This window comes from Terrabacter sp. 01T434 (genome assembly GCF_056398545.1).
Genome location: NZ_JBFTPP010000004.1, coordinates 214,134 through 235,370 on the forward strand (window position 1 = coordinate 214,134; position 21,237 = coordinate 235,370).

General features: G+C 70.9%; 20 protein-coding genes. 13 read left to right on the forward strand and 7 right to left on the reverse strand.

Features of this window, described 5'->3' with window-relative positions:
- Positions 1–15 precede the first annotated feature (15 nt).
- The 3 genes from AC1DIW_RS10590 to AC1DIW_RS10600 all read left to right on the forward strand — a co-directional run bounded on the left by AC1DIW_RS10590 (position 16) and on the right by AC1DIW_RS10600 (position 2,785).
- Positions 16–408, forward strand: coding sequence for a hypothetical protein (locus tag AC1DIW_RS10590; protein WP_478108023.1), 393 nt, complete (start codon positions 16–18; stop codon positions 406–408).
- Between the two features lie 120 nt (positions 409–528).
- A complete protein-coding gene (dxs, locus tag AC1DIW_RS10595; protein ID WP_478108025.1) occupies positions 529–2,394 on the forward strand; it encodes a 1-deoxy-D-xylulose-5-phosphate synthase in 1,866 nt (621 codons plus the stop codon).
- 73 nt (positions 2,395–2,467) lie between these two features.
- Positions 2,468–2,785, forward strand: coding sequence for a hypothetical protein (locus AC1DIW_RS10600; RefSeq protein ID WP_478108027.1), 318 nt, complete (start codon positions 2,468–2,470; stop codon positions 2,783–2,785).
- A 13-nt stretch (positions 2,786–2,798) separates the two neighbouring features.
- Here AC1DIW_RS10600 and sigJ read toward each other — a convergent pair whose 3' ends face one another.
- Both sigJ and AC1DIW_RS10610 read right to left on the reverse strand, forming a co-directional pair.
- Positions 2,799–3,770 carry an RNA polymerase sigma factor SigJ gene (gene sigJ, locus AC1DIW_RS10605; protein WP_478108029.1) on the reverse strand — a complete coding sequence of 324 codons (972 nt, stop codon included), beginning with the start codon at positions 3,768–3,770 and terminating at the stop codon, positions 2,799–2,801.
- A complete protein-coding gene (locus AC1DIW_RS10610) occupies positions 3,767–4,732 on the reverse strand; it encodes an NAD-dependent epimerase/dehydratase family protein (protein ID WP_478108031.1) in 966 nt (321 codons plus the stop codon). Before AC1DIW_RS10610 ends, sigJ begins: the two co-directional genes overlap by 4 nt.
- Before the next feature lie 245 nt (positions 4,733–4,977).
- On the opposite strand from AC1DIW_RS10610, the gene AC1DIW_RS10615 reads away from it, so the two are divergent.
- From AC1DIW_RS10615 to AC1DIW_RS10640, 6 genes are read left to right on the forward strand one after another with little or no spacing between them, the layout of a single operon-like run.
- Positions 4,978–6,198, forward strand: a complete 1,221-nt coding sequence (locus AC1DIW_RS10615; protein WP_478108032.1) for a substrate-binding domain-containing protein — start codon at positions 4,978–4,980, stop codon at positions 6,196–6,198.
- 16 nt (positions 6,199–6,214) lie between these two features.
- Positions 6,215–6,949, forward strand: coding sequence for an ABC transporter ATP-binding protein (locus AC1DIW_RS10620; protein ID WP_478108034.1), 735 nt, complete (start codon positions 6,215–6,217; stop codon positions 6,947–6,949).
- Positions 6,946–7,698 carry an ABC transporter ATP-binding protein gene (locus AC1DIW_RS10625; RefSeq protein ID WP_442278212.1) on the forward strand — a complete coding sequence of 251 codons (753 nt, stop codon included), beginning with the start codon at positions 6,946–6,948 and terminating at the stop codon, positions 7,696–7,698. Before AC1DIW_RS10620 ends, AC1DIW_RS10625 begins: the two co-directional genes overlap by 4 nt.
- Positions 7,695–8,579: a branched-chain amino acid ABC transporter permease gene (locus tag AC1DIW_RS10630; protein ID WP_478108036.1), complete on the forward strand. Its 885-nt coding sequence runs from the start codon at positions 7,695–7,697 to the stop codon at positions 8,577–8,579. Before AC1DIW_RS10625 ends, AC1DIW_RS10630 begins: the two co-directional genes overlap by 4 nt.
- Entirely contained in the window at positions 8,576–9,718 is a 1,143-nt protein-coding gene (locus AC1DIW_RS10635; RefSeq protein WP_478108038.1) for a branched-chain amino acid ABC transporter permease, read from the forward strand. The genes AC1DIW_RS10630 and AC1DIW_RS10635 overlap by 4 nt, the downstream gene beginning before the upstream one ends.
- Entirely contained in the window at positions 9,715–10,644 is a 930-nt protein-coding gene (locus AC1DIW_RS10640; RefSeq protein WP_478108040.1) for an alpha/beta fold hydrolase, read from the forward strand. Before AC1DIW_RS10635 ends, AC1DIW_RS10640 begins: the two co-directional genes overlap by 4 nt.
- A gap of 19 nt (positions 10,645–10,663) precedes the next feature.
- On the opposite strand, the gene AC1DIW_RS10645 is transcribed toward AC1DIW_RS10640, so the two are convergent.
- On the reverse strand, positions 10,664–12,619 hold the full coding sequence (locus AC1DIW_RS10645; protein WP_478108042.1) for a helix-turn-helix domain-containing protein: 1,956 nt from the start codon (positions 12,617–12,619) through the stop codon (positions 10,664–10,666).
- A gap of 68 nt (positions 12,620–12,687) precedes the next feature.
- The gene (locus AC1DIW_RS10650; protein ID WP_478108043.1) at positions 12,688–13,509 is read right to left on the reverse strand and encodes a 3-hydroxybutyrate dehydrogenase; all 822 of its coding nucleotides are present in this window, start codon (positions 13,507–13,509) and stop codon (positions 12,688–12,690) included.
- Between the two features lie 252 nt (positions 13,510–13,761).
- Between AC1DIW_RS10650 and AC1DIW_RS10655 the strand changes: the two genes are divergently transcribed.
- Both AC1DIW_RS10655 and AC1DIW_RS10660 read left to right on the forward strand, forming a co-directional pair.
- Complete coding sequence (locus tag AC1DIW_RS10655; protein ID WP_478108045.1) at positions 13,762–15,633, forward strand: potassium transporter Kup; 1,872 nt, start codon at positions 13,762–13,764, stop codon at positions 15,631–15,633.
- A gap of 105 nt (positions 15,634–15,738) precedes the next feature.
- Positions 15,739–16,473 carry a dienelactone hydrolase family protein gene (locus AC1DIW_RS10660; protein WP_442278203.1) on the forward strand — a complete coding sequence of 245 codons (735 nt, stop codon included), beginning with the start codon at positions 15,739–15,741 and terminating at the stop codon, positions 16,471–16,473.
- 80 nt (positions 16,474–16,553) lie between these two features.
- Here the strand turns inward: AC1DIW_RS10660 and AC1DIW_RS10665 are convergent, their stop codons facing one another.
- The gene (locus tag AC1DIW_RS10665; RefSeq protein ID WP_478108047.1) at positions 16,554–17,144 is read right to left on the reverse strand and encodes a DinB family protein; all 591 of its coding nucleotides are present in this window, start codon (positions 17,142–17,144) and stop codon (positions 16,554–16,556) included.
- Between the two features lie 343 nt (positions 17,145–17,487).
- Positions 17,488–18,768 carry a putative glycoside hydrolase gene (locus tag AC1DIW_RS10670; RefSeq protein ID WP_478108049.1) on the reverse strand — a complete coding sequence of 427 codons (1,281 nt, stop codon included), beginning with the start codon at positions 18,766–18,768 and terminating at the stop codon, positions 17,488–17,490.
- 162 nt (positions 18,769–18,930) lie between these two features.
- On the opposite strand from AC1DIW_RS10670, the gene AC1DIW_RS10675 reads away from it, so the two are divergent.
- Both AC1DIW_RS10675 and AC1DIW_RS10680 read left to right on the forward strand, forming a co-directional pair.
- On the forward strand, positions 18,931–19,488 hold the full coding sequence (locus AC1DIW_RS10675; RefSeq protein WP_478108050.1) for a DinB family protein: 558 nt from the start codon (positions 18,931–18,933) through the stop codon (positions 19,486–19,488).
- An 80-nt stretch (positions 19,489–19,568) separates the two neighbouring features.
- On the forward strand, positions 19,569–20,234 hold the full coding sequence (locus AC1DIW_RS10680; RefSeq protein WP_478108052.1) for a hypothetical protein: 666 nt from the start codon (positions 19,569–19,571) through the stop codon (positions 20,232–20,234).
- An 80-nt stretch (positions 20,235–20,314) separates the two neighbouring features.
- Here AC1DIW_RS10680 and AC1DIW_RS10685 read toward each other — a convergent pair whose 3' ends face one another.
- Positions 20,315–21,190 carry a helix-turn-helix transcriptional regulator gene (locus AC1DIW_RS10685; protein ID WP_478108054.1) on the reverse strand — a complete coding sequence of 292 codons (876 nt, stop codon included), beginning with the start codon at positions 21,188–21,190 and terminating at the stop codon, positions 20,315–20,317.
- Positions 21,191–21,237 lie beyond the last annotated feature (47 nt).

The window sequence follows — 21,237 nt, forward strand, 5'->3', positions numbered from 1 at the left end:
AGGCAGACTGGGTGCATGCCGACTCCGACACCCCCGGTCCAGCACGGGCACACCCCTCCCGGGTGGCCGCCGGGCGTGCCGCCGGCCCACACGCCGGGCTGGGAGGAGCGCGCCGTGCTGTGGCTGCTCGACCAGTGCCCTCCGGACTACCGGGCGTATGCCGCGTGGCGGCGTCACCCCATCGCCCTCGCCTGGCTGGCCGGCCGGCACCTCGACGGCCAGGTCGTCGCCATGCGCGACGCGTGGCGCGAGGCCCGCGTCGCGATCGGTCCGCACGTCCCGGCGGAAGCGCTGACCGAGATCCTCGGTCAGATCGAGGCCGAGGGGATCCGGCTGCTCGCCGCCTCGCGGTCGGCGCGGCTGCTGCACGAGGCCCTTCAGGGCAAGGTGTTCGCACCCCGACTGTGAGAATGGTGTGACGAGGTCGACAGCGTCCCGTGTGGAGCGTTGGGCCCCCTCGGACGTTGACCCGTAGACTCGACCGACCCACCTGCGTGGGCGAAGGACCGACCGAGAGGACGACGCAGCGTGGCCCTGCTGGAGACGATCACGAGCCCCGCGGCACTCAAGGCGCTGCCGGCGGACCAGCTTCCGGCTCTCGCGGAGGAGATCCGCACCTTCCTCGTCACCGAGGTCTCCAAGACCGGTGGACACCTCGGACCCAACCTCGGCGTCGTCGAGCTGACGATCGCGCTGCACCGGGTCTTCGACTCCCCGCACGACACGTTCGTCTTCGACACCGGTCACCAGTCCTACGTGCACAAGCTGCTCACCGGTCGCCAGGACTTCAGCAAGCTGAAGAAGAAGGGCGGGCTCTCCGGCTACCCGAGCCGCGCCGAGTCCGAGCACGACGTCGTCGAGAACTCCCACGCCTCGACCGCGCTCTCCTGGGCCGACGGCATCGCCAAGGGCCGTCGCCTGAGCGGCGAGAGCGACCGGCACACCGTCGCGGTCATCGGCGACGGCGCCCTGACCGGCGGCATGGCCTGGGAGGCGATCAACAACATCGCCGTCGACAAGACCCTGCCGCTCGTCATCGTCGTCAATGACAACGAGCGCTCCTACGCCCCCACCATCGGCGGCCTCGCCGACCACCTCGCGACCCTGCGCACGACCCGCGGCTACGAGCGGTTCCTCGACTGGGGCAAGCGGTCGCTCGCCCGGACGCCGGTCGTCGGCGGCGCGATGTTCGAGACGCTCCACGGCGTCAAGAAGGGCATCAAGGACATCGTCGCGCCGCAGGGCATGTTCGAGGACCTCGGGCTGAAGTACCTCGGCCCCGTCGACGGCCACGACGAACCGGCGGTCGAGCGGGCGCTGCGCAAGGCCAGGGACTTCGGTGGTCCGGTCATCGTCCACGTCATCACCCAGAAGGGCCGCGGCTACCAGCCGGCCATCGACGACGAGGCCGACCAGTTCCACGGCGTCGGCAAGTTCAACCCGGAGACGGGACTGCCGTTCGAGGTCTCCGGGCGCATCTGGACCGACGAGTTCAACGAGGAGATGGTGGCGATCGGACGCGATCGTCCCGATGTCGTCGCGCTCACCGCCGCCATGCTCATCCCCGTCGGCCTGGACGGCTTCGCCGTCGCTTACCCCGACCGGGTCTTCGACGTCGGCATCGCCGAGCAGCACGCCGTGACCATGGCGTCGGGGCTCGCCTTCTCGGGTCTGCACCCGGTCGTCGCCGTCTACGCCACGTTCCTCAACCGGGCCTTCGACCAGCTGCTCATGGACTGCGCCCTACACCGGGCCGGCGTCACCCTCATCCTCGACCGCGCCGGAGTCACGGGCAGCGACGGCGCGTCGCACAACGGCATGTGGGACATGACGCTGACCTCCATCGTGCCGGGGCTGCGCCTCGCCGCGCCGCGCGACGGTGAGCAGGTGCGCAAGCAGCTGCGCGAGGCCGTGGACGTGTCCGACGGCCCGACGGTCATCCGCTTCCCGAAGGGTGACGTCGCCGACCCGCTGACGGCGGTGCGCTCCATCGGTGACGTCGACGTGCTCTTCGAGAATGCCGGGGACGAGGTCGACCTGCTCGTCGTCGGCGTCGGCGCCTTCGCCGGGCTCGCCACCGAGGCGGGCGAGAAGATCGCGGCCCACGGCCGCACCGTGCGGGTCATCGACCCGCGCTGGGTGATCCCGGTCAGTGACGACGTCGTCGCGCTCGCCCGCCGTGCCGGCGCAGTCGCCGTGGTCGAGGACAACCTCGTCAGCGGCGGTGTCGGGGCAGCCGTCACGCTCGCCCTGCGCGAGGCCGACGTCGACGTGCGGGTGCACACCTACGGCATCCCGAAGCGCTTCCTCGAGCACGCGTCTCGCGGGCAGATCCTCGAGGAGCTCGGCCTGACCGCCGACCAGCTCGTGCTCGACCTCGAGCCGAGGCTCTGAGGCCGCCGCGCCCGCGAAGTTCCCGTCGCGCCCCGGACGGAGCGTGCACAGGGCGGTTGCCTACGATCGAGGGATGCAGCTTCGAGACGCAGCAGACGTGACGACGGCCCCCATCGCAGCCCTCGGGCTGGTCGGCGGCTACGTCGCCGCCCGCGAGACCGGCATCCGTCCCCTCGGGGGCGTCGTGCTCGGCGCAGCCGGGCTGTATGCCGGGCGCACCTGGCTGGCCAAGGCGGGGGCTCCGCCCACCGCCGGACTCGCAGCGCTCTACCTCGGTGGTTTCGGCGCCTCCCACCCGCTGGCCAAGAAGATCGGTGCCTGGCCGTCCGTCCTCACCGTTGCCGCGGTCAGCGCGGTCGCCTCGTGGGCTGTCGCCGACCGGCGCCGCTGAGGCGCGCGAACGCTCAGTCGCCGGGCCTCGACCCGCCGAGGCGACGGATGAGGGCGTTGGCGTCGCCGACCGGCCCGAGGTGGACGAGCTTGTCAGGGTTGACCACCGCGCGGACGCCCGCAACCTGACCGCCCCGGACGTCGAGAGCCCAGACGGCGAGCAGCCGGCCCTCGACGAGAAACATCGCGCCCGGGTCGCCGTTGACCTCGGTGAGCCGGATCTCCATCTCGGGCAGGCGGCGCAGCGCGCGCAGCCAGTTGGTCAGGGTGTGCGCAACCCGACTCCGGCCGCGCTGCGAGCGCGCGAGCGAGGGCGCCTTGCCCCCACCGTCTCCCACGAGCTCGACGTCGTGGGCCAGCAGGGACTCGAGCCCGGCGAGGTCACCAGTCCGGGCCGCGGTGAAGAAGCGGCTCGCCAGCTCGGTCTGCTGCTCCGGAGTCGTGGTGAACCGGGGCCGCCGGTTCTCAACGTGTCGTCGCGCGCGCACCGCGAGCTGGCGCACGTTGGCCTCGCCCTTGCCGACGATCGTCGCGACCTCGTCGTAGCCGTAGCCGAACACGTCATGGAGCAGCAGGACCGCGCGCTGCTCCGGCGACAGGCTCTCCAGCAGCACGAGCAGCGCCATCGACAGGGAGTCGGCGGTCTCCGCGGCGCGAGCCGGGTCCTGACCCGCACCCTGCCCGTCGGTGAGGATCGGCTCGGGGAGCCAGGCACCGACGTAGCGCTCCCGGCGCACGCGCGCGGACCGCAGCTCGTCCATCGCGAGCCGGGTCGTCACGGTGGCCGTGAACGCCCGAGGGGAGGCGAGTTTCTCGCCCGACTGGAGGGCCCGATGAACACGCAGCAGCGCCTCCTGGACGACGTCCTCCGCCTCGGTGACGCTCCCCAGCATCCGGTACGCGATCCCGAAGGCGACGGGCCGCAGGGACGCCAGCAGCTGCTCCCGGTCGGGGGCCGCTGCCGGCGAGCCCGTCTCGTCGGTCACGCCGCCGCACCGCTCTCGGCGCGCGCCTGGGCGCCCAGCTCACGGAAGCCGTCACGCCACGTCGCGTGCGCGGGGGCCCAGCCCAGCTCGCGCCGGGCCTTGGCGTTGGACGCGCCCCGCAGCTCGGTCATCATCACCGCGCCAGTCTCGCCCGCCAGGAGCCGTCCGACCAGCCGCGGCACGCGCATCGGTGCCTTGGCCCCGAGCGACTCGGCGAGGATCGGCAGCCATGTCGCCACGGTCGCGGGCTCGTCGTCGACGACGTTGTAGGCGCCCGTCGTGCCGCGCTCGACAGCGGCCACCGTCGCGTCGGCCGCGTCGGCGATGTGGATGAACGACCACACCCCGCCACCGTCACCGACGATCGGGAACTTCCGCCGCCGGACGGCTTCGGTCTGCTCGCCGTCCGGGCCGAGCGAGGTGTGCGGGCCGTAGAAGCCGCCGTACCTCAGCACGAGGCCCTGCGTCCACGAGGCGGCGAGCACCTGGTCCTCGACGTAACGGATGGCCCCCACGGTCTGCTCCATCCCGGGCGGCGGCACGGTGCCGAACGGGTCGTCCTCGGTCTTCACACCGCCACCGACGCGGTCATAGCCGGCGAAGAAGCTCTGGGCGACGAACCGCCCCACCCCGGCCGCCCGGGCCGCGGAGAGCAGGTGGTCCGTGCCTTCGGTCCGCAGCCGGTTGGTCTGGGCGAAGGCGCGGTCGAAGTGCCGCATGTCCATCGGCCCGATCGACGTCAGCTCGTGCACCACGACCTCGGGGCGCGCCGTGGCAACGGCCCGCGCCACCTGCTCGGGGTCCAGGGCGTCAGCCACCACCGGCACCGCTCCGAGCTCCTGCAGGAGGGCCTGTCTCGACTCGCTGCGCGTCATGCCGTGGACCTCGTGCCCGGCTCGCACCAAACGCGGCACCAGCTGGCGCCCCATCGCACCCGTCGCTCCTGCCACCAGAACCCTCATCACGTGCTCCTTCGCTCGTTGCCTGCGTACACCCATCAAGACGGGACAGCAGCCCGTCTTGTGACACCTCGGCGCGAAAGACATGCCGCGGAGGGTGGCGGATAGCCACATGCACGCGGGGTCTTTGTGGTGGCAGGTCCCACCGTCGGCCGTTCGAGCCTGAACTACTTTCGCCGAAACGGTTGGGCGTCAACGAATCTCGTTGCAGCAAAGGCGCGAGCGCCCGCCAGAGGTGGAGGACATCGGTGTCCAAGCGGTGGAGTTTCGCGCTCGCGAGCGTCATGATCACGCTGTCCGTCGCGGCCTGCGGGTCGCCCGGCCAGCCAGGGGCACCAGCCGGCGACAACGGCACGGCCGGCGCCTCCGGTGGTTCCGGCGCCCCGTACAAGGTGGGCCTCGTCTACTCCAAGTCCGGACCGCTCGCGAGCTACGGCAAGCAGTACCGGCAGGGACTCACGGCCGGCATCGACTACGCGACGAAGGGAACCGGCGCCGTTGCCGGTCACACCATCCAGATCACCGAGCAGGACGACGCCGGCGACCCGGCGAAGGCCGTCGCCTCGGCCACCGACCTCATCGGTCAGGGCAACACGATCATCGCCGGTTCGACCTCGAGCGGCGTGGCGCTGCAGGTGGCCCCGCTGGCGAAGGACAACAAGGTCCTCTTCATCTCCGGTCCGGCCGCTGCCGACGCCGTCACGGGCGCCAACCGCTACACGTTCCGGTCGGGACGCCAGACCTACCAGGACGTCGCGACGGCCGGCACCATGCTGGGCGACGTCAAGGGCAAGAAGGTCACGGTGCTCGCGCAGGACAGCGCCTTCGGCAAGGCCAACGTCGCAGCGGTCACGGCGGTCCTCGGCGCGAAGGGTGCGACGGTCAGCTCCGTCGAGGTGCCGCCGGCCGCGACGGACCTCACCCCGTTCGCCACCAAGGTCAAGGGCGGCACCCCCGACCTGCTGTTCGTCGCCTGGGCCGGTGCCAACGCCACGGCAATGTGGACGACCCTCGGTCAGCAGGGCGTCTTCGACTCCACGAAGGTCGTCACCGGTCTCGACATCAAGGCGACGCATGCCCTCTTCGGCGAGGTCGCGACGAAGATCAACTTCCTCTCGCACTTCTTCGAGGGCGCGGCCGACAACGCGGCCTACCAGGCTCTGGACGCAGGACTGAAGAAGCAGGGCGCCACGGTCGACCTGTTCACCAACGACGGTTTCGTCGCGGGCCAGATGATCGTGCACGCGCTCGAGTCCGGCGGTGGCAACGTCGACAAGATGGTGAGCTCCCTCGAGGGCTGGAAGTTCGACGGCCCGAAGGGCTCGCTCGAGATCCGCGCCGAGGACCACGCCCTGCTCCAGCCGATGTTCACGGCCACGCTGAAGAAGGACGGCAGCAACGTCGTACCGCAGCTCGGCGACACGCTGCAGGCGTCGGCCGTCGCTCCGCCGGTCACGCCCTTCAAGTGATCGGACACCTCGCGTCGTGATCAGTGCAGAGGCGGTCGGCTGGAAGGTCGGCGGCGCCACGATCCTCGACGGCGTGTCCCTGACGGTTGGGGCCGGTGAGCTGCTCGGCATCATCGGCCCCAACGGGGCGGGCAAGTCGTCGTTCGTCAACATCCTGAGTGGCTTGACCAGGCCGTGCAGCGGACGGATCACGTTGCAGGACAAGGACATCACGGGAGCGAGTGCCACGCGGCGCGCTCGGTTGGGTGTTGCACGGTCATTCCAGACGTCGGCCCTCTTCGACGGGCTGACGGCGGGGGAGAACGTGCGGCTGGCGATGCAGGCCGCGGGCACGGCGGCCCTCTCACCGTTCCGGGTCGCCGGGTCCGCGTCGTCGGACGCCATCGAGTCGCTCCTCGCCCGGGTGCGTATGCCGGGTCGTGCGCACGCGTGGGCTCGTGACCTCTCGCACGGCGACCGTCGCAAGCTCGAGCTCGCGATCGCCCTCGCGTCTGATCCGTCGGTGCTGCTCCTCGACGAACCGATGGCCGGGGTGTCGGCAGAGGACGTCGACGGCCTGACCGAGATCATCGGGGAGGTCCGCGACTCGGGGGTGGCGGTCGCGATGGTCGAGCACCACATGCATGTCGTCCTCGGCCTCGCCGACCGCGTGGCGGTCCTGCACCACGGACAGCTGCTCGCTGTCGGCGCACCGACCGAGGTGACGGGCGACGAACGGGTCCAGCAGGCCTACCTGGGAGAAGCATTGTGACTGAGCAGGATCCATCGACCCACGGCGCAGGGGAGCCCGCGCCCGTGCTGGCACTCGACGACGTCCATGTCCGCTACGGCGGCTCGCACATCCTGCAGGGGGTCTCCTTCGACGTCCCCGCGACCGGCGTCACGGCGCTCCTGGGACGCAACGGGGTGGGCAAGACGACGAGCCTCAAGGCGATCATCGGACTCGCTCCGAGGACCGGTCGGATCATGCTGAAGGGCAAAGAGATCCAGAGCACGACGACGGCTCGCATCATCCGTGGAGGCATCGGCTATGTGCCCGAGGACCGTGAGGTCTTCGGGGGTCTCACGGTCGAGGAGAACCTCAGGCTCGCTGCCCCCGACCAGGGTGTCGACGCCCCGGTGGTCGGGCGGCTCTTCCCCGATCTCGTCGCGCGTCGTGGTCAACGCGCGGGCACGCTGTCCGGTGGTCAGCAGCAGATGGTGTCGCTGGCCCGGGTCCTGCTGCGCGAGAACGCGCTGCTGCTCATCGACGAACCCACCAAGGGCCTCGCTCCCAAGCTCGTCACCGAGGTCGCCGACGTGCTGGCGGAGGTGGCGCGGACGACCCCGATCCTCCTGGTCGAGCAGAACCTCCCACTGGTGCGGCGAATCGCCGACCGCGTCATCGTCCTCGACGCAGGCAAGGTCGTGCACCGCGGCGCGGCGGCTGACCTCGTGGCCGACGTCGATCTGACGCGTGAGCTGCTCGGGGTCTCGATGCGACGCGAGGGCGCGGCATGAGCGACCTCGTCCTCCTGCTGGTCACCGGCGTCGGCCTCGGTGCGCTCTACTTCATCGCCGCGAGCGGGCTGAGCCTCATCTACGGCCTCATGGGCGTCCTCAACTTCGCTCACGGTGCATTCATGACGGCTGGGGCGTATGCCGCCTGGCTGACGATGGGGGCGCTGCCGGGCGAGTGGCCGGTGGCCGGGCGTCTGCTCGTCGCCGTCGTCGCTGCCGTGGCGGTTGGGGCCGTGGTGGGGCTGGTCGTCGAGGTCGTCCTGATCCGTCCGCTCTATCGCCACCACATCCAGCAGGTGCTGGTCACGGTGGGTCTCTCGCTCGCGGGTGTCGCTGCGGCACAAGGCATCTGGGGAGCGGACCCGCGCCCGGTGGACTCCCCGGCCTGGATGGGGGAGACGAGCGACGTGCTCGGCGCCCGGCTCCCGAACGACCGCTTCGTCTACGTCGTCGTCGCGGCCGTGCTCTTCGCCGGGCTCCTCGCCCTGCTGCACCTGACGCGCCTCGGACTCGTCATCCGGGCCGGGGTCGAGAACCGGACGATGGTCGAGGCCCTGGGCATCAACGTCCACCGGACCTTCACGGTCGTCTTCGCCCTCGGCGGCGCTGCGGCCGGCCTGGCCGGGACGCTGTACTCGCACTACGCGGGAGCCGTCTCACCCGCGCAGGGCGGCTCGCTGCTCATCTTCGCCTTCATCGTCGTCGTCATCGGTGGCATGGGCTCGCTGACCGGCACGGCCGTGGCTGCCGTGGTCGTGGGACTCGTCCAGCAGCTTGCGAACTACTACGCGGCGAGCGGGGTCGGCGACCTGTCCGTCGTGCTGCTGCTCGCACTGGTCCTCCTGCTCCGACCGACCGCCCTGAAGGGAGCGACGGCATGACGTCGCCGACCGACCACCTCACCGACACGCATACGCCCTCGGGTACTGAGGTCGCGGGCGATGCGGCCAACGCGCCGGGGAGTGTGACGGGAAGGCGGCGCCTCGGGGTCCACCGGCTGCTGCGCGTCCTGCCGGCGCTCGTCGTCCTGGCGGTGCTCGCCTACCTGCCCTACGTGCCGGTCGAGCTGCCGGGCATCCTGCCCGGGCGGGTCAACGGTCCAGGGTCGCTGCAGCTGCTCGCCACCTGCCTCGTCGTCGGCGGCATCGCCCTGAGCTACGACGTGGTCTTCGGCCGGACCGGCCTGCTCAGCTTCGGGCACGCCCTGTTCGTCGCCGCCGGCAGCTACCTGCTGACGATCTCGCTCTCGACCTGGGCGCTGCCCCTCCCTGTCGCCGTGCTCGCGGCCCTCGGCCTGTCGACCGGGCTCGCCCTCGTCGTGGGGGCCATCGCCCTCCGGGTCGGCGGGATCGCCTTCGCGATGGTGACACTGGCGTTCGCGCAGGCCGCGTCGATCATCGTCATGCGCAACCCCGGGGGAGTGACCGGGGGCGAGGAGGGGCGACCGCTCGACCGCGACGCGTTGCCCGACCTGCTCGTGGGCGTGGCCAACGCGCCCTACCGCTACTGGTTGGCGCTCGGCTTCGTCGTCGTGGCGTGGGTCGTGGTCACCGTGCTCGTGCGGTCCCGGGCGGGCCATGCGATGGCGGCGGTGCGCGAGAACGAGCAGCGCGCCGCCGTCCTGGGGTTCGGCACCTACCGCGTCAGGCTCCTGGCGCTCGTGGTCGGCTCGTCGCTCGGTGCCCTCGGCGGCATCGTCCACGCGCTCGTGCTCGGCGGGTCCAACCCCCACCTGACCACCTCGGAGTTCACGCTCTCCCTCCTCGTCATGGTGGTGCTCGGTGGCGCCGGCAGTCGCTGGGGCGCGCTCATCGGCGGCGTCCTCTACACGTATGCCGATGCCCGGCTCGTCGAGGTCAGCAACGCCGCCGTCCTCCAGGGCCTGCCCGACGTCGTGCGCCAGGTGCTGTCCCAGCCGCTCTTCATCCTCGGCGTCTTCTTCGTCGTCGTGGTCTACTTCGCTCCGTCAGGCCTGACCGGTCTGGGCGGGCGACTGATCAGGAGGTCAGCGTCCAGATGAGCACCACCCCGTCTGCGTTCGTCATCGAGCTGCCGAAGGGCAGCCTCGCCATCCACGACCTGAGCTTGGGGTCCCCTGCTGCAGATGCTCCCGTCGTGCTCGCCGTCCACGGCATCACAGCCAACGGTCTCTCCTGGAGACGGGTCGCCGACGAGCTCGGCCGTCGGCACGGCCCGGGGGCGGTGCGGTTCCTCGCCCCGGACCTGCGGGGACGCGGTGACAGCCGCTCGGTCCCCGGCCCGTACGGGTTGGGTGCCCATGTCGACGACCTGACCTCGATCGCCACCGTCTTCGGATCCGCCCCGGTGCTCGTCGGACACTCGATGGGAGCCTTCATCGCCGCGCTGGCCGCAGCCCGCCACCCCGAGCGCTTCCCGGCCGCCGTGCTCGTCGACGGTGGACTCGCCTTCCCCGTGGCGGACGACCTCGACGTCGACGCCGCCCTCCAGTCGGTCATCGGGCCGGCCATGGACCGCCTGTCGATGCGCTTCGCCGACCCGGCGGCATACCTCGGCTTCTGGTCGTCCCACCCGGCGATGGGGCCGGTGCTGAGCGGGCCCGGCGGAGACGCGGCGCGGGCCTACATCGAGCACGACCTCGTGCTCGACCCCACGGACGGCCAGTGGCACAGCACCTGCGTGCTCGACGCAGTGCTGGCCGACGGCGCCGACGTCATGGCCGACCGCGAGACCCACGCCGGGCTGCGGACGGCCGTCGCCGACGGCGTCGGGGCCGAGCTCGTCTGGGCCCGTCGCGGTCTGCTCGACGAACCGCAAGGGCTCTACGACGAGGGACGACTGACTGCGCTCGACCTGCCGGACGGGGTGCGCACGACCGAGGTCGACGCGAACCACTACGACGTCATCCTCGGCGACCGGGGCGTCGCCGCGGTCGCGGATGCTCTCGACCGGCAGCTCCGTTGCTGACCACGCGACCCGCGCCGACTCACCGACGTGCGTCGAGTGACGCGCTGCGGACGGATTGGGCCGGAGCCTGGAGCGAGCGGAGGCGCAGCGCGATCTGCAGCTCGAGGGAGTGGTCGGGCTGCTGCCACGACGCACCCAGCAGCGCCGTGATGCGCTCGAGCCGCTGCGACACGGTGTTGACATGGACATGCAGCGTCCCTGCCGCGTGGCGCGGGCTGCCGCCCGCCGCGAAGTATGCCGCGAGCGTCCCGACGAGGTCGGTCCCGCGCCGCTCGTCGTAGTCCAGGACAGGCCCCAGGAGCTTGCGGACGTACTCGTCGACGTCCGGCTCGGAGCCGACGATCAGTCCCGCGAAGCCGAGCTGGGTCGCGGCCGCGCCCTTCCCGCGGTGCCCCAGCGCGATGAGCGCCCCCACGGTGCGGTGCCCTTCCTCGTGGGCGACGCCGATGTCGTCGACGGTGCTCACCGGTCCGACACCGGCCACCGTGACGCAGGTGCGCTTGGCGATGCGGGCGGCCACCGCCCGCGCCAACCCGTCGGGATCCGTGCCGGGGACGAGCGCGACGACGTCACCCTCATGGGTGCCGACGAGCGAGCCCTCACCGGTGGCGGCACTAGCGGAGATGAGCAGCGCCCGGTGACCACCGGGCTCCTCGCCCCGCAGCACGAGCAGGCAGAACGGCTTCTGCGGGTCGAAGCCGACCGTCCGGGCCAGTGACAGCCGCTCCTCGCGAGATCCGCTCGCACTGACGAGGTCGCTGACCAGGCGGTTGCGGGCTGACTGGCGGGCGTCCGCGGCCTGGCGCTCGAAGAGCAGGACGAGGGCCGTGACCACTCCGGCCCGCTCGACGGTCCGCTGGTCCGAGTCGCTCAGCGTGAGCCCTCCGACGTAGATGGTGCCGAGCCGCTCACGGGCAGCGGTGACGGCGACGGCATACACCCCGTCCCGCTCGACGAGGCGTCCGGTGCCGAGACCCGGCAGCGCGTCGAGGGACGCGACCGGGTCGCGGCCGGACGTGTCGAGCTCGGGAGCGGGACCCGCTGCGCTGTGGCGGGTCCCGTTCTCGTCGACGAGGACGGCCCACCCGCCGAGCAGCTCGGCGAGGGCGTGCGTGATGTCGTCGACGCCGCCACCACCGAGCACGAGTGAAGCGAACCGGTCGTGCGCGGCCGCCGCCTTCTCAACCCCATCGGCGTAGTGACGGACCGTCTCGTGCGCCTCGGAGAGCGCGGCCAGGGCGTTCTCCGCGTCGGCGAGGGCACGGGTCTGGACCAGGGTGAGCGCGGCGAGGGTGGCGAGGTTGCCCAGCAGCCCGACCTCCTCGCGGGTGAACGGACGTGGAGACCGGTTGGCGGCGAAGAGCACCCCGACGAAGTGCTCCTCGACGATGAGCGGCGTCCCGCAGATCGCGATGAGGCCCTCCTCGCCGACGGCGCCGTCGATCTCGGACGTGTGCCTGAACCGCTCGTCGGCCCAGTAGTCGGCGGTCCAGTAGGGCTTGTGCGTCGAGGCGACGAGACCTCCGAGGCCGGCGCCGAGCGCGAGGCGGACCGACTGGAAGACCGCAGAGACGGAGCCGTCGGTGGCGCGCATGAAGGTGTCGCCGGCCTCGGGATCGTAGAGCGTGAGGTAGGTGAGGTCGGTCCCGACGAGGCGGCGCGCGCGGCGCACGATGGCGTCGAGGACCGAGCCCGGGTCGCTCTCGGTCGCCAGCTCCCGTGCCGTGTCGAGCAGGGCCGCCAACCCGGCCTCCCGGTGCTGGTGGATCTCACGGGCGCCCGCGATCCGCAGGGCGAGATCCCGTGCAGCGGTCGGAGCCGCCGCCGCCGCGACCTCGGCGACCGGGGCATCGGCGGCGAGCAGCTCGAGCAGGTGGAGGACCTGAGCTGCTGGCTCCCCCGTCTCGACTGCCTCGGCCGGCTTGGCTCCCTGGGGTCGGTCGTCGGGCGACTGCGGGTCGGTGCGGAGTGCCACGGGCAGATCCTAGGCGGCTCGGTTCGGGGTGGGCGGCCGGAGGCGCACGGCTTTCAGTGCGCCGTCGTTCAATGCGCCGTCCACCCACCGTCCATCGAGAAGGACGTCCCGTTGATCGAGCCGGAGGCCGGGCCGCACAAGAAGAGGGTGAGGGCAGCGACCTCGTCGGGCTCGACGAGGCGCTTGACGGAGACCGGTGCCAGCATGATCTTCTCGACGACCTCGGACTCGGGGATGCCGTGGGTGCGGGCTTGGTCCGCGATCTGCCGCTCCACCAGGGGAGTGCGCACGTAGGCCGGGTTGATGCACGTGGAGGTGACGCCGCGGGGGCCACCCTCCAAGGCGACGACCTTGGAAAGACCCTCGAGGCCGTGCTTGGCGGTGACGTAGGCGGACTTGAACGCGCTGGCCCTGAGGCCGTGGACGCTCGAGATGTTGACGATGCGGCCCCAGCCGCGGTCGTACATGTGGGGGAGGCTCTGCCGGATGAGCCGGAACGGCGAGACGAGCATGAGGTCGAGGATGAACTCGAAGCGGTCGACCGGGAACTCCTCGATCGGGCTCACGTGCTGGATGCCGGCGTTGTTGACGAGGATGTCGACCTCGGTCGGCAGGTTCGCGAGGTCGTCCAGGGCGGCCAGGTCGGCTGTGATCGTGGCGATGCGTGATCCGTCTGCCAGGGCCGCGAGTCCTTCGGCGTCCCGGTCGACGGCGTGCACCACCGCGCCCGCGGCCGCTAGGGCCTGGGCGACGCTCGCCCCGATGCCGCTCGCCGCTCCGGTGACGAGGGCAGTGCGCCCGGTCAGGTCGATGGGTTCGTTGACCGCCAGGGGACCGCTCTGGAGGCGGTCCGGGGCGTCGTCGCGTGCGTCGGTGCGGGCGTCGGGCATGCGGGAAGACTAAGGAGACCGGTCCGGCCCACCGGTGTGGTGGCCGAACACAAAACCCCGGATCTCATGTGGACCGCGCTCACCATCGTCGTCGGGTCTCCCCGCCGGGTGGCGTGACACGATGACCTCGTGACTTCCATGGGCGAAGCGACACCGCCCCCGGCCGAGGATGCTGGATCCGCCCACGCGGAACCAACGACGGTCGCAGCGGCGGCGGGCGATCCACCACGGCACCACCACGCCGGCGGCAGGATGCTCCCGCTTGCACTGGGCGCCCTCGGGATCGTGTTCGGTGACATCGGCACGAGTCCCCTCTACGCGATGCAGACCGTCTTCAGCATTGAGCACAACACGGTGCAGGCCACCCGGGGCGACGTCCTCGGCGTCATCTCGATGGTGCTGTGGTCGATCACGCTCGTGGTCTCCATGAAGTACGTGTCGCTGGCGATGCGCGCCGACAACGACGGCGAGGGCGGCATCCTCGCGCTCGTGGCGCTGCTGCGACGCCACCTGCAGGGCACCCGACGACTCGCTGCGGTGATGGTCATGGGCGTGCTCGGCGCCGCGCTGTTCTACGGCGACGCGGTGATCACGCCCGCCATCTCGGTCATGTCGGCGATCGAGGGGCTCGCGGTGGCCAACCCGTCCCTCGCCGAGCTCGTCGTGCCGCTCACCGTCGTCGTCCTGTCCCTGCTCTTCGTCATCCAGCGATGGGGTACGGGGGTCGTCGGCAGGTCTTTCGGACCCGTGATGGTGCTCTGGTTCGCCGTGCTCCTGGTGCTCGGCCTGCCGCACGTCTTCGCCAACCCCGAGATCCTTGCGGCGGTCTCGCCCACGTATGCGTTGATGTTCGTCGCCGAGCACCCGCTCGTCGCGTTCGTCGCCATGGGTGGCGTGGTGCTGACCATCACCGGAGCCGAGGCGCTCTACGCGGACATGGGCCACTTCGGCGCCAAACCCATCCGCTTCGCGTGGTACCTCGTCGTCTTCCCCGCGCTCGCCGTCAACTACCTCGGGCAGGGCGCGATGATCCTCGGTGACCCGAGCGCCGTGTCCAACCCGTTCTTCCTCCTCGCCCCGACCTGGGCCACGCTGCCGCTGGTCCTGCTCGCCACCGTGGCCACCGTCATCGCGTCCCAGGCTGTCATCTCCGGCGCGTTCTCCGTCTCGCGGCAGGCGGTGCGCCTCGGGATGCTGCCACGGCTCGCGGTGCGACACACCTCCCGCGAGGAGGGAGGCCAGATCTACGTCCCGGTGATGAACTGGATCCTCTTCGCCGGAGTGCTCCTGCTGACCGCAGCGTTCCGCAGCTCGAGCCGGCTGGCCGCCGCGTACGGCCTGGCCGTGACGGGGACCCTGCTGCTGACCAGCGCACTGTTCCTGCTGCTCGCCCGATACGTGTGGAGGGTCCAGACGTGGAAGCTCGTCGTCTACCTGGTCCTCGTCGTCGGCGTCGAGCTGACCTTCCTCGGCGCCAACCTCACCAAGGTCGTCGCCGGCGGATGGTTGCCCCTCGTCATCGCCACACTCGTCGTCGCCCTCATGACGACGTGGCGGCGTGGCGCGGATGCGCTGCATGCCGAGGAGCGGGACCTCGAGGGCCCGCTGCCACTCTTTCTCAGGATGCTCCACAAACACCCTGACCTGGTCAGACGCGTGCCTGGCGTCGCGGTCTTCCCACACCCCAACGCGACGACGACGCCGCTAGCGTTGCGCACCAACGCCGACTTCAACCGCGTGGTTCACGACCGAGTCATCCTCGTGCAGATCGTCAACGAGAACGTGCCGCACATCCGGCACGTCGACCGCGTCGAGGTCGACGACCTCGGTGACGCGACCGACGGCTTCGTGCACGTCAAGGTGCACGTGGGCTTCACCGACAGCCAGGACATCCCCAAGGGGCTGGCCCTCGCGGTCGGCAAGACGCCCGAGCTCAACATCGACCTCGACGAGGCGCGCTACTTCCTGTCCGTGCTGACCGTCCAGGCCACCGGCCACCGCGGGCTGCGCACGTGGCGCAAGCGTCTGTTCGCGTGGATGTACCACAATGCCGCGAACCGGACAGAGGTCTTCCACCTGCCGCCGGAGCGGACCATCGTCATGGGCGCCCACGTCGAGCTGTAGGCCGGGTGGTCATGACCGTGCGCAGCCCTTCTGGGCCGCCCCGCGGTGTGTCGTTTCTGCGCGGATCAGCCACGGGCGGTGGGGTACCTACGCGACCATGTGGGCATGAGGGAACTTGCCGGGTGGGCCGGCGGGAGCCACACCGCCGGCCGGGTCACCCATCCCACCTACCGCAAGGGAGCCGGCCCGGGCGTCGTCATCGTCCACGAGATCCCGGGTATCACCCCCGAGGTGCTGACGTTCGCCGACGACGTCGTCGATCGCGGTTTCACGGTGGTGCTGCCACACCTGTTCGGCGATCCGGGCGAACCCGCCAGCGCCGGGCAGATCGCCAAGGCGATCGCCCACGTCTGCGTGAGCCGGGAGTTCACCAAGCTCAGGGCCGGCGTGGCCTCACCCGTCACCGACTGGCTGCGGTCGCTGGCTCGCAACCTGAGCGACGAGCTGGGAGGCCCCGGGGTCGGAGCGCTCGGCATGTGCCTGACCGGCGGGTTCGCCTTGGCGATGATGGTCGACGAATCCGTCGCCGCGCCCGTCGTCGCCCAGCCGTCCCTGCCCATCCCGGTGGGCAAGACCCGTGCCGGGGATCTCGGTCTCAGCCCGGCGGACCGCGAGGTGGTGCGCCGTCGGGGGGCCGCAGGCTGCGCCGTCCTGGGCGTGCGTTACCGCGGCGACCCTGCCACCGGGACCCGGTTCGACACGCTCACCGAACTGCTCGGAAATGGATTCCTCAAGGTCGAGCTCGAGGGCAAGGGCCATGCGACGCTCACCGCGCACCGCCAACAGGTCGCCGTCGATCGCGTTCTGGACTTCTTCGACGAGCGGCTGAGGCCCGGCTGAGGCCCGGCTGAGGCCCGGCTAAGGCCCGGCTAAGGCGCCGAGCGTCGGGGCCGTCGTCCCGGCGCGGTGTCCGTCGGCACTCACTCGTGACCGGTTCCTCGTTCGAACGGTTGAGCGATAGCCGTCAGCCGCCGGGTGTGTGCTGGCCAGTCGATCGTGTCCGGGACGTTGCTGTGGCGCGGCAGCAGTCCGACGGAGCCGTCGAGCTGCTCACGCAGGATGTCGGCGTGGCCCGCGTGGCGCTGCAGGTCCGCGGTCTTGTGGACCAAGATCTGGTGAAGCGTGACCTCCGCGCCGCCCCAGTGGGCGACGTGACCGATCGCGTCCAGCGGCAGCGCGTCGATCGTCTCGTCGGCGAAAGCCTGGACGCGGCGGTAGAGGTCCACGATCCCGGCAGCGGTCTCGGATTCCGTTGCGTACCAACCGGCCAGCGGGTCGGACCCTTCGTGCGAGACGAGCTCGTCCGGAGTCAGCCATTCGCGTCCGAACGTCGGGCCGAAGTAGATCACCTCGGTGTTGAGCGCGTGCTTGACGAGGCCGAGCAGGTTGGTCCCGGTCGGCGTTCGCGGCAGCCGCAGGTCGTGCTCGGAGAGGCCTTCGAGCTTCCACAGCAGCACGTCCCGCGCGCCCTGTAGGTAGTCCTTCAACACGTCCTTCGGTGGGCTGACCATTCGCCTAGGCTGTCACGGCTCTCCGCCCGTGGGTGGCTGCGCAGGTGCTGTTCGCGTGACGCGGAGCACCGCCTCCACGAAGGAGCCTGCGACGACCCTGGCACCGCCACGACAACTCCGCCCGGGCGGACTTTGCGCGCGGATCGGCCCCCGAACCCCACGACAACTCCGCCCGGGCGGACTTTGCGCGGGCGGTGTCCCGGGACCCCGCTGCACCGGGGATCCAGCGGGCCGCTACCTCTCCGGCGGACCGTGATCCCTGACGGCTGACCTGGTGGTGACGGCGACGGCCGCCGCGCCGGCGGCAGAGGTGGACGTCGCCCCCGAATGAGGATGCCGCCCACTACGGCTTGACGAGCACGTCGCCGGTGTTGGGGGCGAGGGTGATGGAGGTCCTCTCGACTCCGCTCAGGTCACGGTAGGTACCACCGAGAGACAGGGTCACCGAGGCGGTGGTGGGATTGACCAGGGCGATACCGCCACTGAAGTCCCGACGGTAGACCCCGCCGACCTTGGCGTACCGGTTCACCGGGTCACCCACCTGCACCCGGTCCCACGGGTGGTCGACGAAGATGCCGGCCACCGTGTTCGCAGTGGAGAAGTTGAAGTAGCTGTGGCCGTTGGTTCCCAGCAGGAACGAGGCGAGGGCGTACTTGTGCCACTGGTCGACCTGCGCCTGGGTCGCAGTGGCCGACACGTTCCACATCTTGGTGGTCGTCCAAGCGGCCTTGCCCCTGGCACCGACGTCCACCAGCATGTCGACGTCCTTCTTCCAGGCTGACTCTGCCTTGAACGTCCCGATGGGCGTGTTCTTGTCGCGCAGGAAGATCTCGGAGTGCACGGCGTCGAGCTGCTCGAACAGCACCGCGGGGGTCTGCCCGACGGGCTTGAAGTACCGCTGCCCGTTGACGAGACCGTTGGAGGCGAGCAGGCCGGCGGGGTCGGCCGCCCGCACCGCCTTGGCCACCTCGAGATCGGCCGCGAGCAGGTCGGCATACGTCCACACCTTGCCGGTGCGAGGGTCGATCGGCTTGGAAGCGTTGTAGTTCGGCGCCAGGGGGGCCGTGCCCAGCATGTCGAGATAGCAGTCATCGAAGCCGGACTCCGCGAGCAGGGCCTTGCACGTGCTGGCGCGGTCGGCCCACCACTGCGGGTTCGACATGTCCATCATGTAGTTCCCGAACGAGCGGGACTTCACCCGAACTCCGTTCGCGTCGTGCGCGTACCAGGATTCGGGGTACCTCGCGGCTTCGGTGGACTGGGCGTACACGCCGTTCATGTAGAGGAAGAGCCGAAGGTTCGGGTTGGCTGCACGCATCGCTGGGACGTATCCGCGGAAGGTCGTCTTCGTCCCCATCACCACGTCGTAGGCCCGGGCCACGGAGACTGCGGTAGACTCGGTCATGACCTTCTCGGAGTCCCACGCCATGTTGCCGGGTGCCCACCGTTGAAGAGCGCCGGTGCGCACCGGCCACGTCGTCGCGCCCTCCGCCTGCACGACGGAGCCCCCGGACAGCAGCCCCGTCACGAGCAGGACCACCGCCAGGCGCCTCCTGCGGACGGAGCCCCTGAGCCGCGAGCGGCTCGGCGCTCCTGGACCCGCCAGCACGTTGTCAGTCGACATGTCGTCCCCCTGTAGCGTTCCCCCCGCGTGCCGCCCCCGGCCGCGACCAGTGCCCCAACCATGCCGGACGTCCGCCCTCCACGCGGCGGATCCGCACATTCGTCCACCAGAATTCGGGGCGTCGGGTTGCCGGCCGCCTTGGTACCTGATGGGCTGCCGGGCATGAGCGAGCAGACCGCAGCCATCCGCCGCGCCTTCTGGGTCGACCCTGACGCCGACCCGCGCAACCGCAGGGAGCGGCCGGAGGGCGAGACGGCGACGCTGCTCGACTACCTGGAGCGCTACCGGATGACCTTCGAGATGAAGTGTGACGGGCTCACGCCGGAGCAGCTGGCCACTCGGTCGGTGCCGCCCAGCACGATGAGCCTGCTGGGGCTCATCCGGCACCTGGCCAAGATCGAGCACCACTGGTTCCGTCGGACGCTCGAGAGGCAGGAGGACCTGCCTGTCCTCTACTGGACGCAGGAGGAGCCGGACCTCGACTTCGAGGGCGCGCTCGGCACCGACAGCTGTGTGGCCGATGCCTGGGAGTCGTGGCGCCGCGAGGTGGCGCACGCACGGGAGGTCTACGCCCGCTACGACGACCTCGGCGAGCACTTCGTCCCGGGCGAGCCGTGGCAGGTGCGCGGGGTCATCGTCCACCTGATCGAGGAGTACGCCCGACACTGCGGGCACGCCGACCTGCTGCGCGAGTGCGTCGACGGCCGCACCGGCCAGTAGGCCCGGGGCCTGTTGGCGTATGCCGCGTGGCGCGGTCTGTCCTGCGCCGTCCGTGGGAGCGGCCGGGTTAGGGTGCCGCTGTGCTCCAGGACCCGGCGCAGGGACCCGACCGTCGACGCGGTGCGCCGACGCTTGACCTCGAGACCCTGCCGCGTGAGGTCCGGGCCGCGGTGGAGGCGATGGTCGCCGGGCGTGAGGTGAGACTCCGCCACGAGGGTCGTGACGTCGGAGTGCTGGCGTTCCGCAAGAGCGTCCTCGAGGGCACCATCGTGTCCGGGCCGGCCGCCGCAGGGGAGTCAGCCCCTCCCGAGGCAGTTCCCGACGGTGTCACCGTCGTGGCCACGGCGACGAAGCTGTCCGACGCCGCGCGCCGTCGGCTCTCCGATGAGCTGGGGTCCGACTACATCGTCCTCGACCTGCTGAAGGCGCCGCCGACGGCGGACGTGGTCCTGACCCATCCCGTGAGCCCGCAGCTGCTCGGGGCGCTCCGGGCCGGCTTCCCGCGCGCCCGGGTGATCGTGACCGAGATCGACGACGAGGAGCTCGGCGTCAGCGCCCCGGGGCCGGTGAGCCGTCTGCTCGATGCCGGGGCCTCGGCCTACCTGCCGCCACGACCCCTGCGCGAGGTCGCGGCCAGCATGCATGCCTATCTCACCGGATCCGGCGCGCCGCAGCTCACCGCCGCCGCCCCCGCGACGGCGCCGACCGCGGCGCTGCCGGCGCCGTCGAGGGACCAAACGGACTGAGTAGTCGGTCGCCCGCCGGGGTGCCTGCAGACGAATTGGGTGTACGCCGGGCGCTGCCGCCACCTCACGGGGGGCGTCGGTCATCCCGTCCTTTCCGGAGTGTTGCGCGGGGCTGTCTCGCTGACGGTCCAGTTGGAGAGGAACTGCAGCGCTTCGGCCGATGGCGTGCTGGGTTCGACGGTGTAGGTGATGATCGTGAGGCCGGCGTCACCGGGCAGTTCCAGCGCCTCACCGGTGAGCTCGAGGTCTCCGACGACCGGGTGATGCATCTGTTTCGTCGAGGTGCGGTGGAGCCGCACGGTGTGGCCGGCCCACCAGGTGCGGAACTGCTCGCTGCGGGTGGAGAGCTCACCGACGAGGTCCGTGAGCCCGCGGTCGTATGGGGTGTGGCCCGCCTGTAGACGCAAGGATGCGACGACATCCTTCGCGACGGCGCCCCAGTCTGAGTAGAAGTCACCGGACCGGTCGTCGAGGAACATGTAGCGCGCGAGGTTCGGGCGGCTGGTGTCAGCGGTGTAGAGGTCTGACAGCAGGGCCCGGCCGAGCTGGTTGACGCCGAGCAGGTCGAGGCGGTTGTTGCGGACGTACGAGGGCGCCGACAGCGAGTCCAGGATGCGTTGCACACCGGGTCGCAGCTGCTGCTTGCTGGTGGTCCGTCGCCGCCGGCCGCCGGCCTTGGCTGCACGGGCGAGGTCCAGCAGATGAACCCGCTCCGACTCATCGAGCTTGAGCGCGGTCGCCACGGATTCCAGGACCGACTCGGACACCCCGGACAGGTTGCCGCGTTCCAGGCGCGTGTAGTAGTCGGTGCTGACGTCGGCCAGCATGGCAACCTCTTCGCGTCGCAGACCCTTGACCCGACGGTTGGTCCCGTAGAGCGTCAGACCCGCCTGGTCCGGGGTGAGCCGCGCCCGGCGAGAGGTCAGGAAGTCGCGCACCTCGGCCCTGTTGTCCATGCCTCGACCGTACGGTGCCGGGTCGGGGCGAGGGAGGTAACACCAGC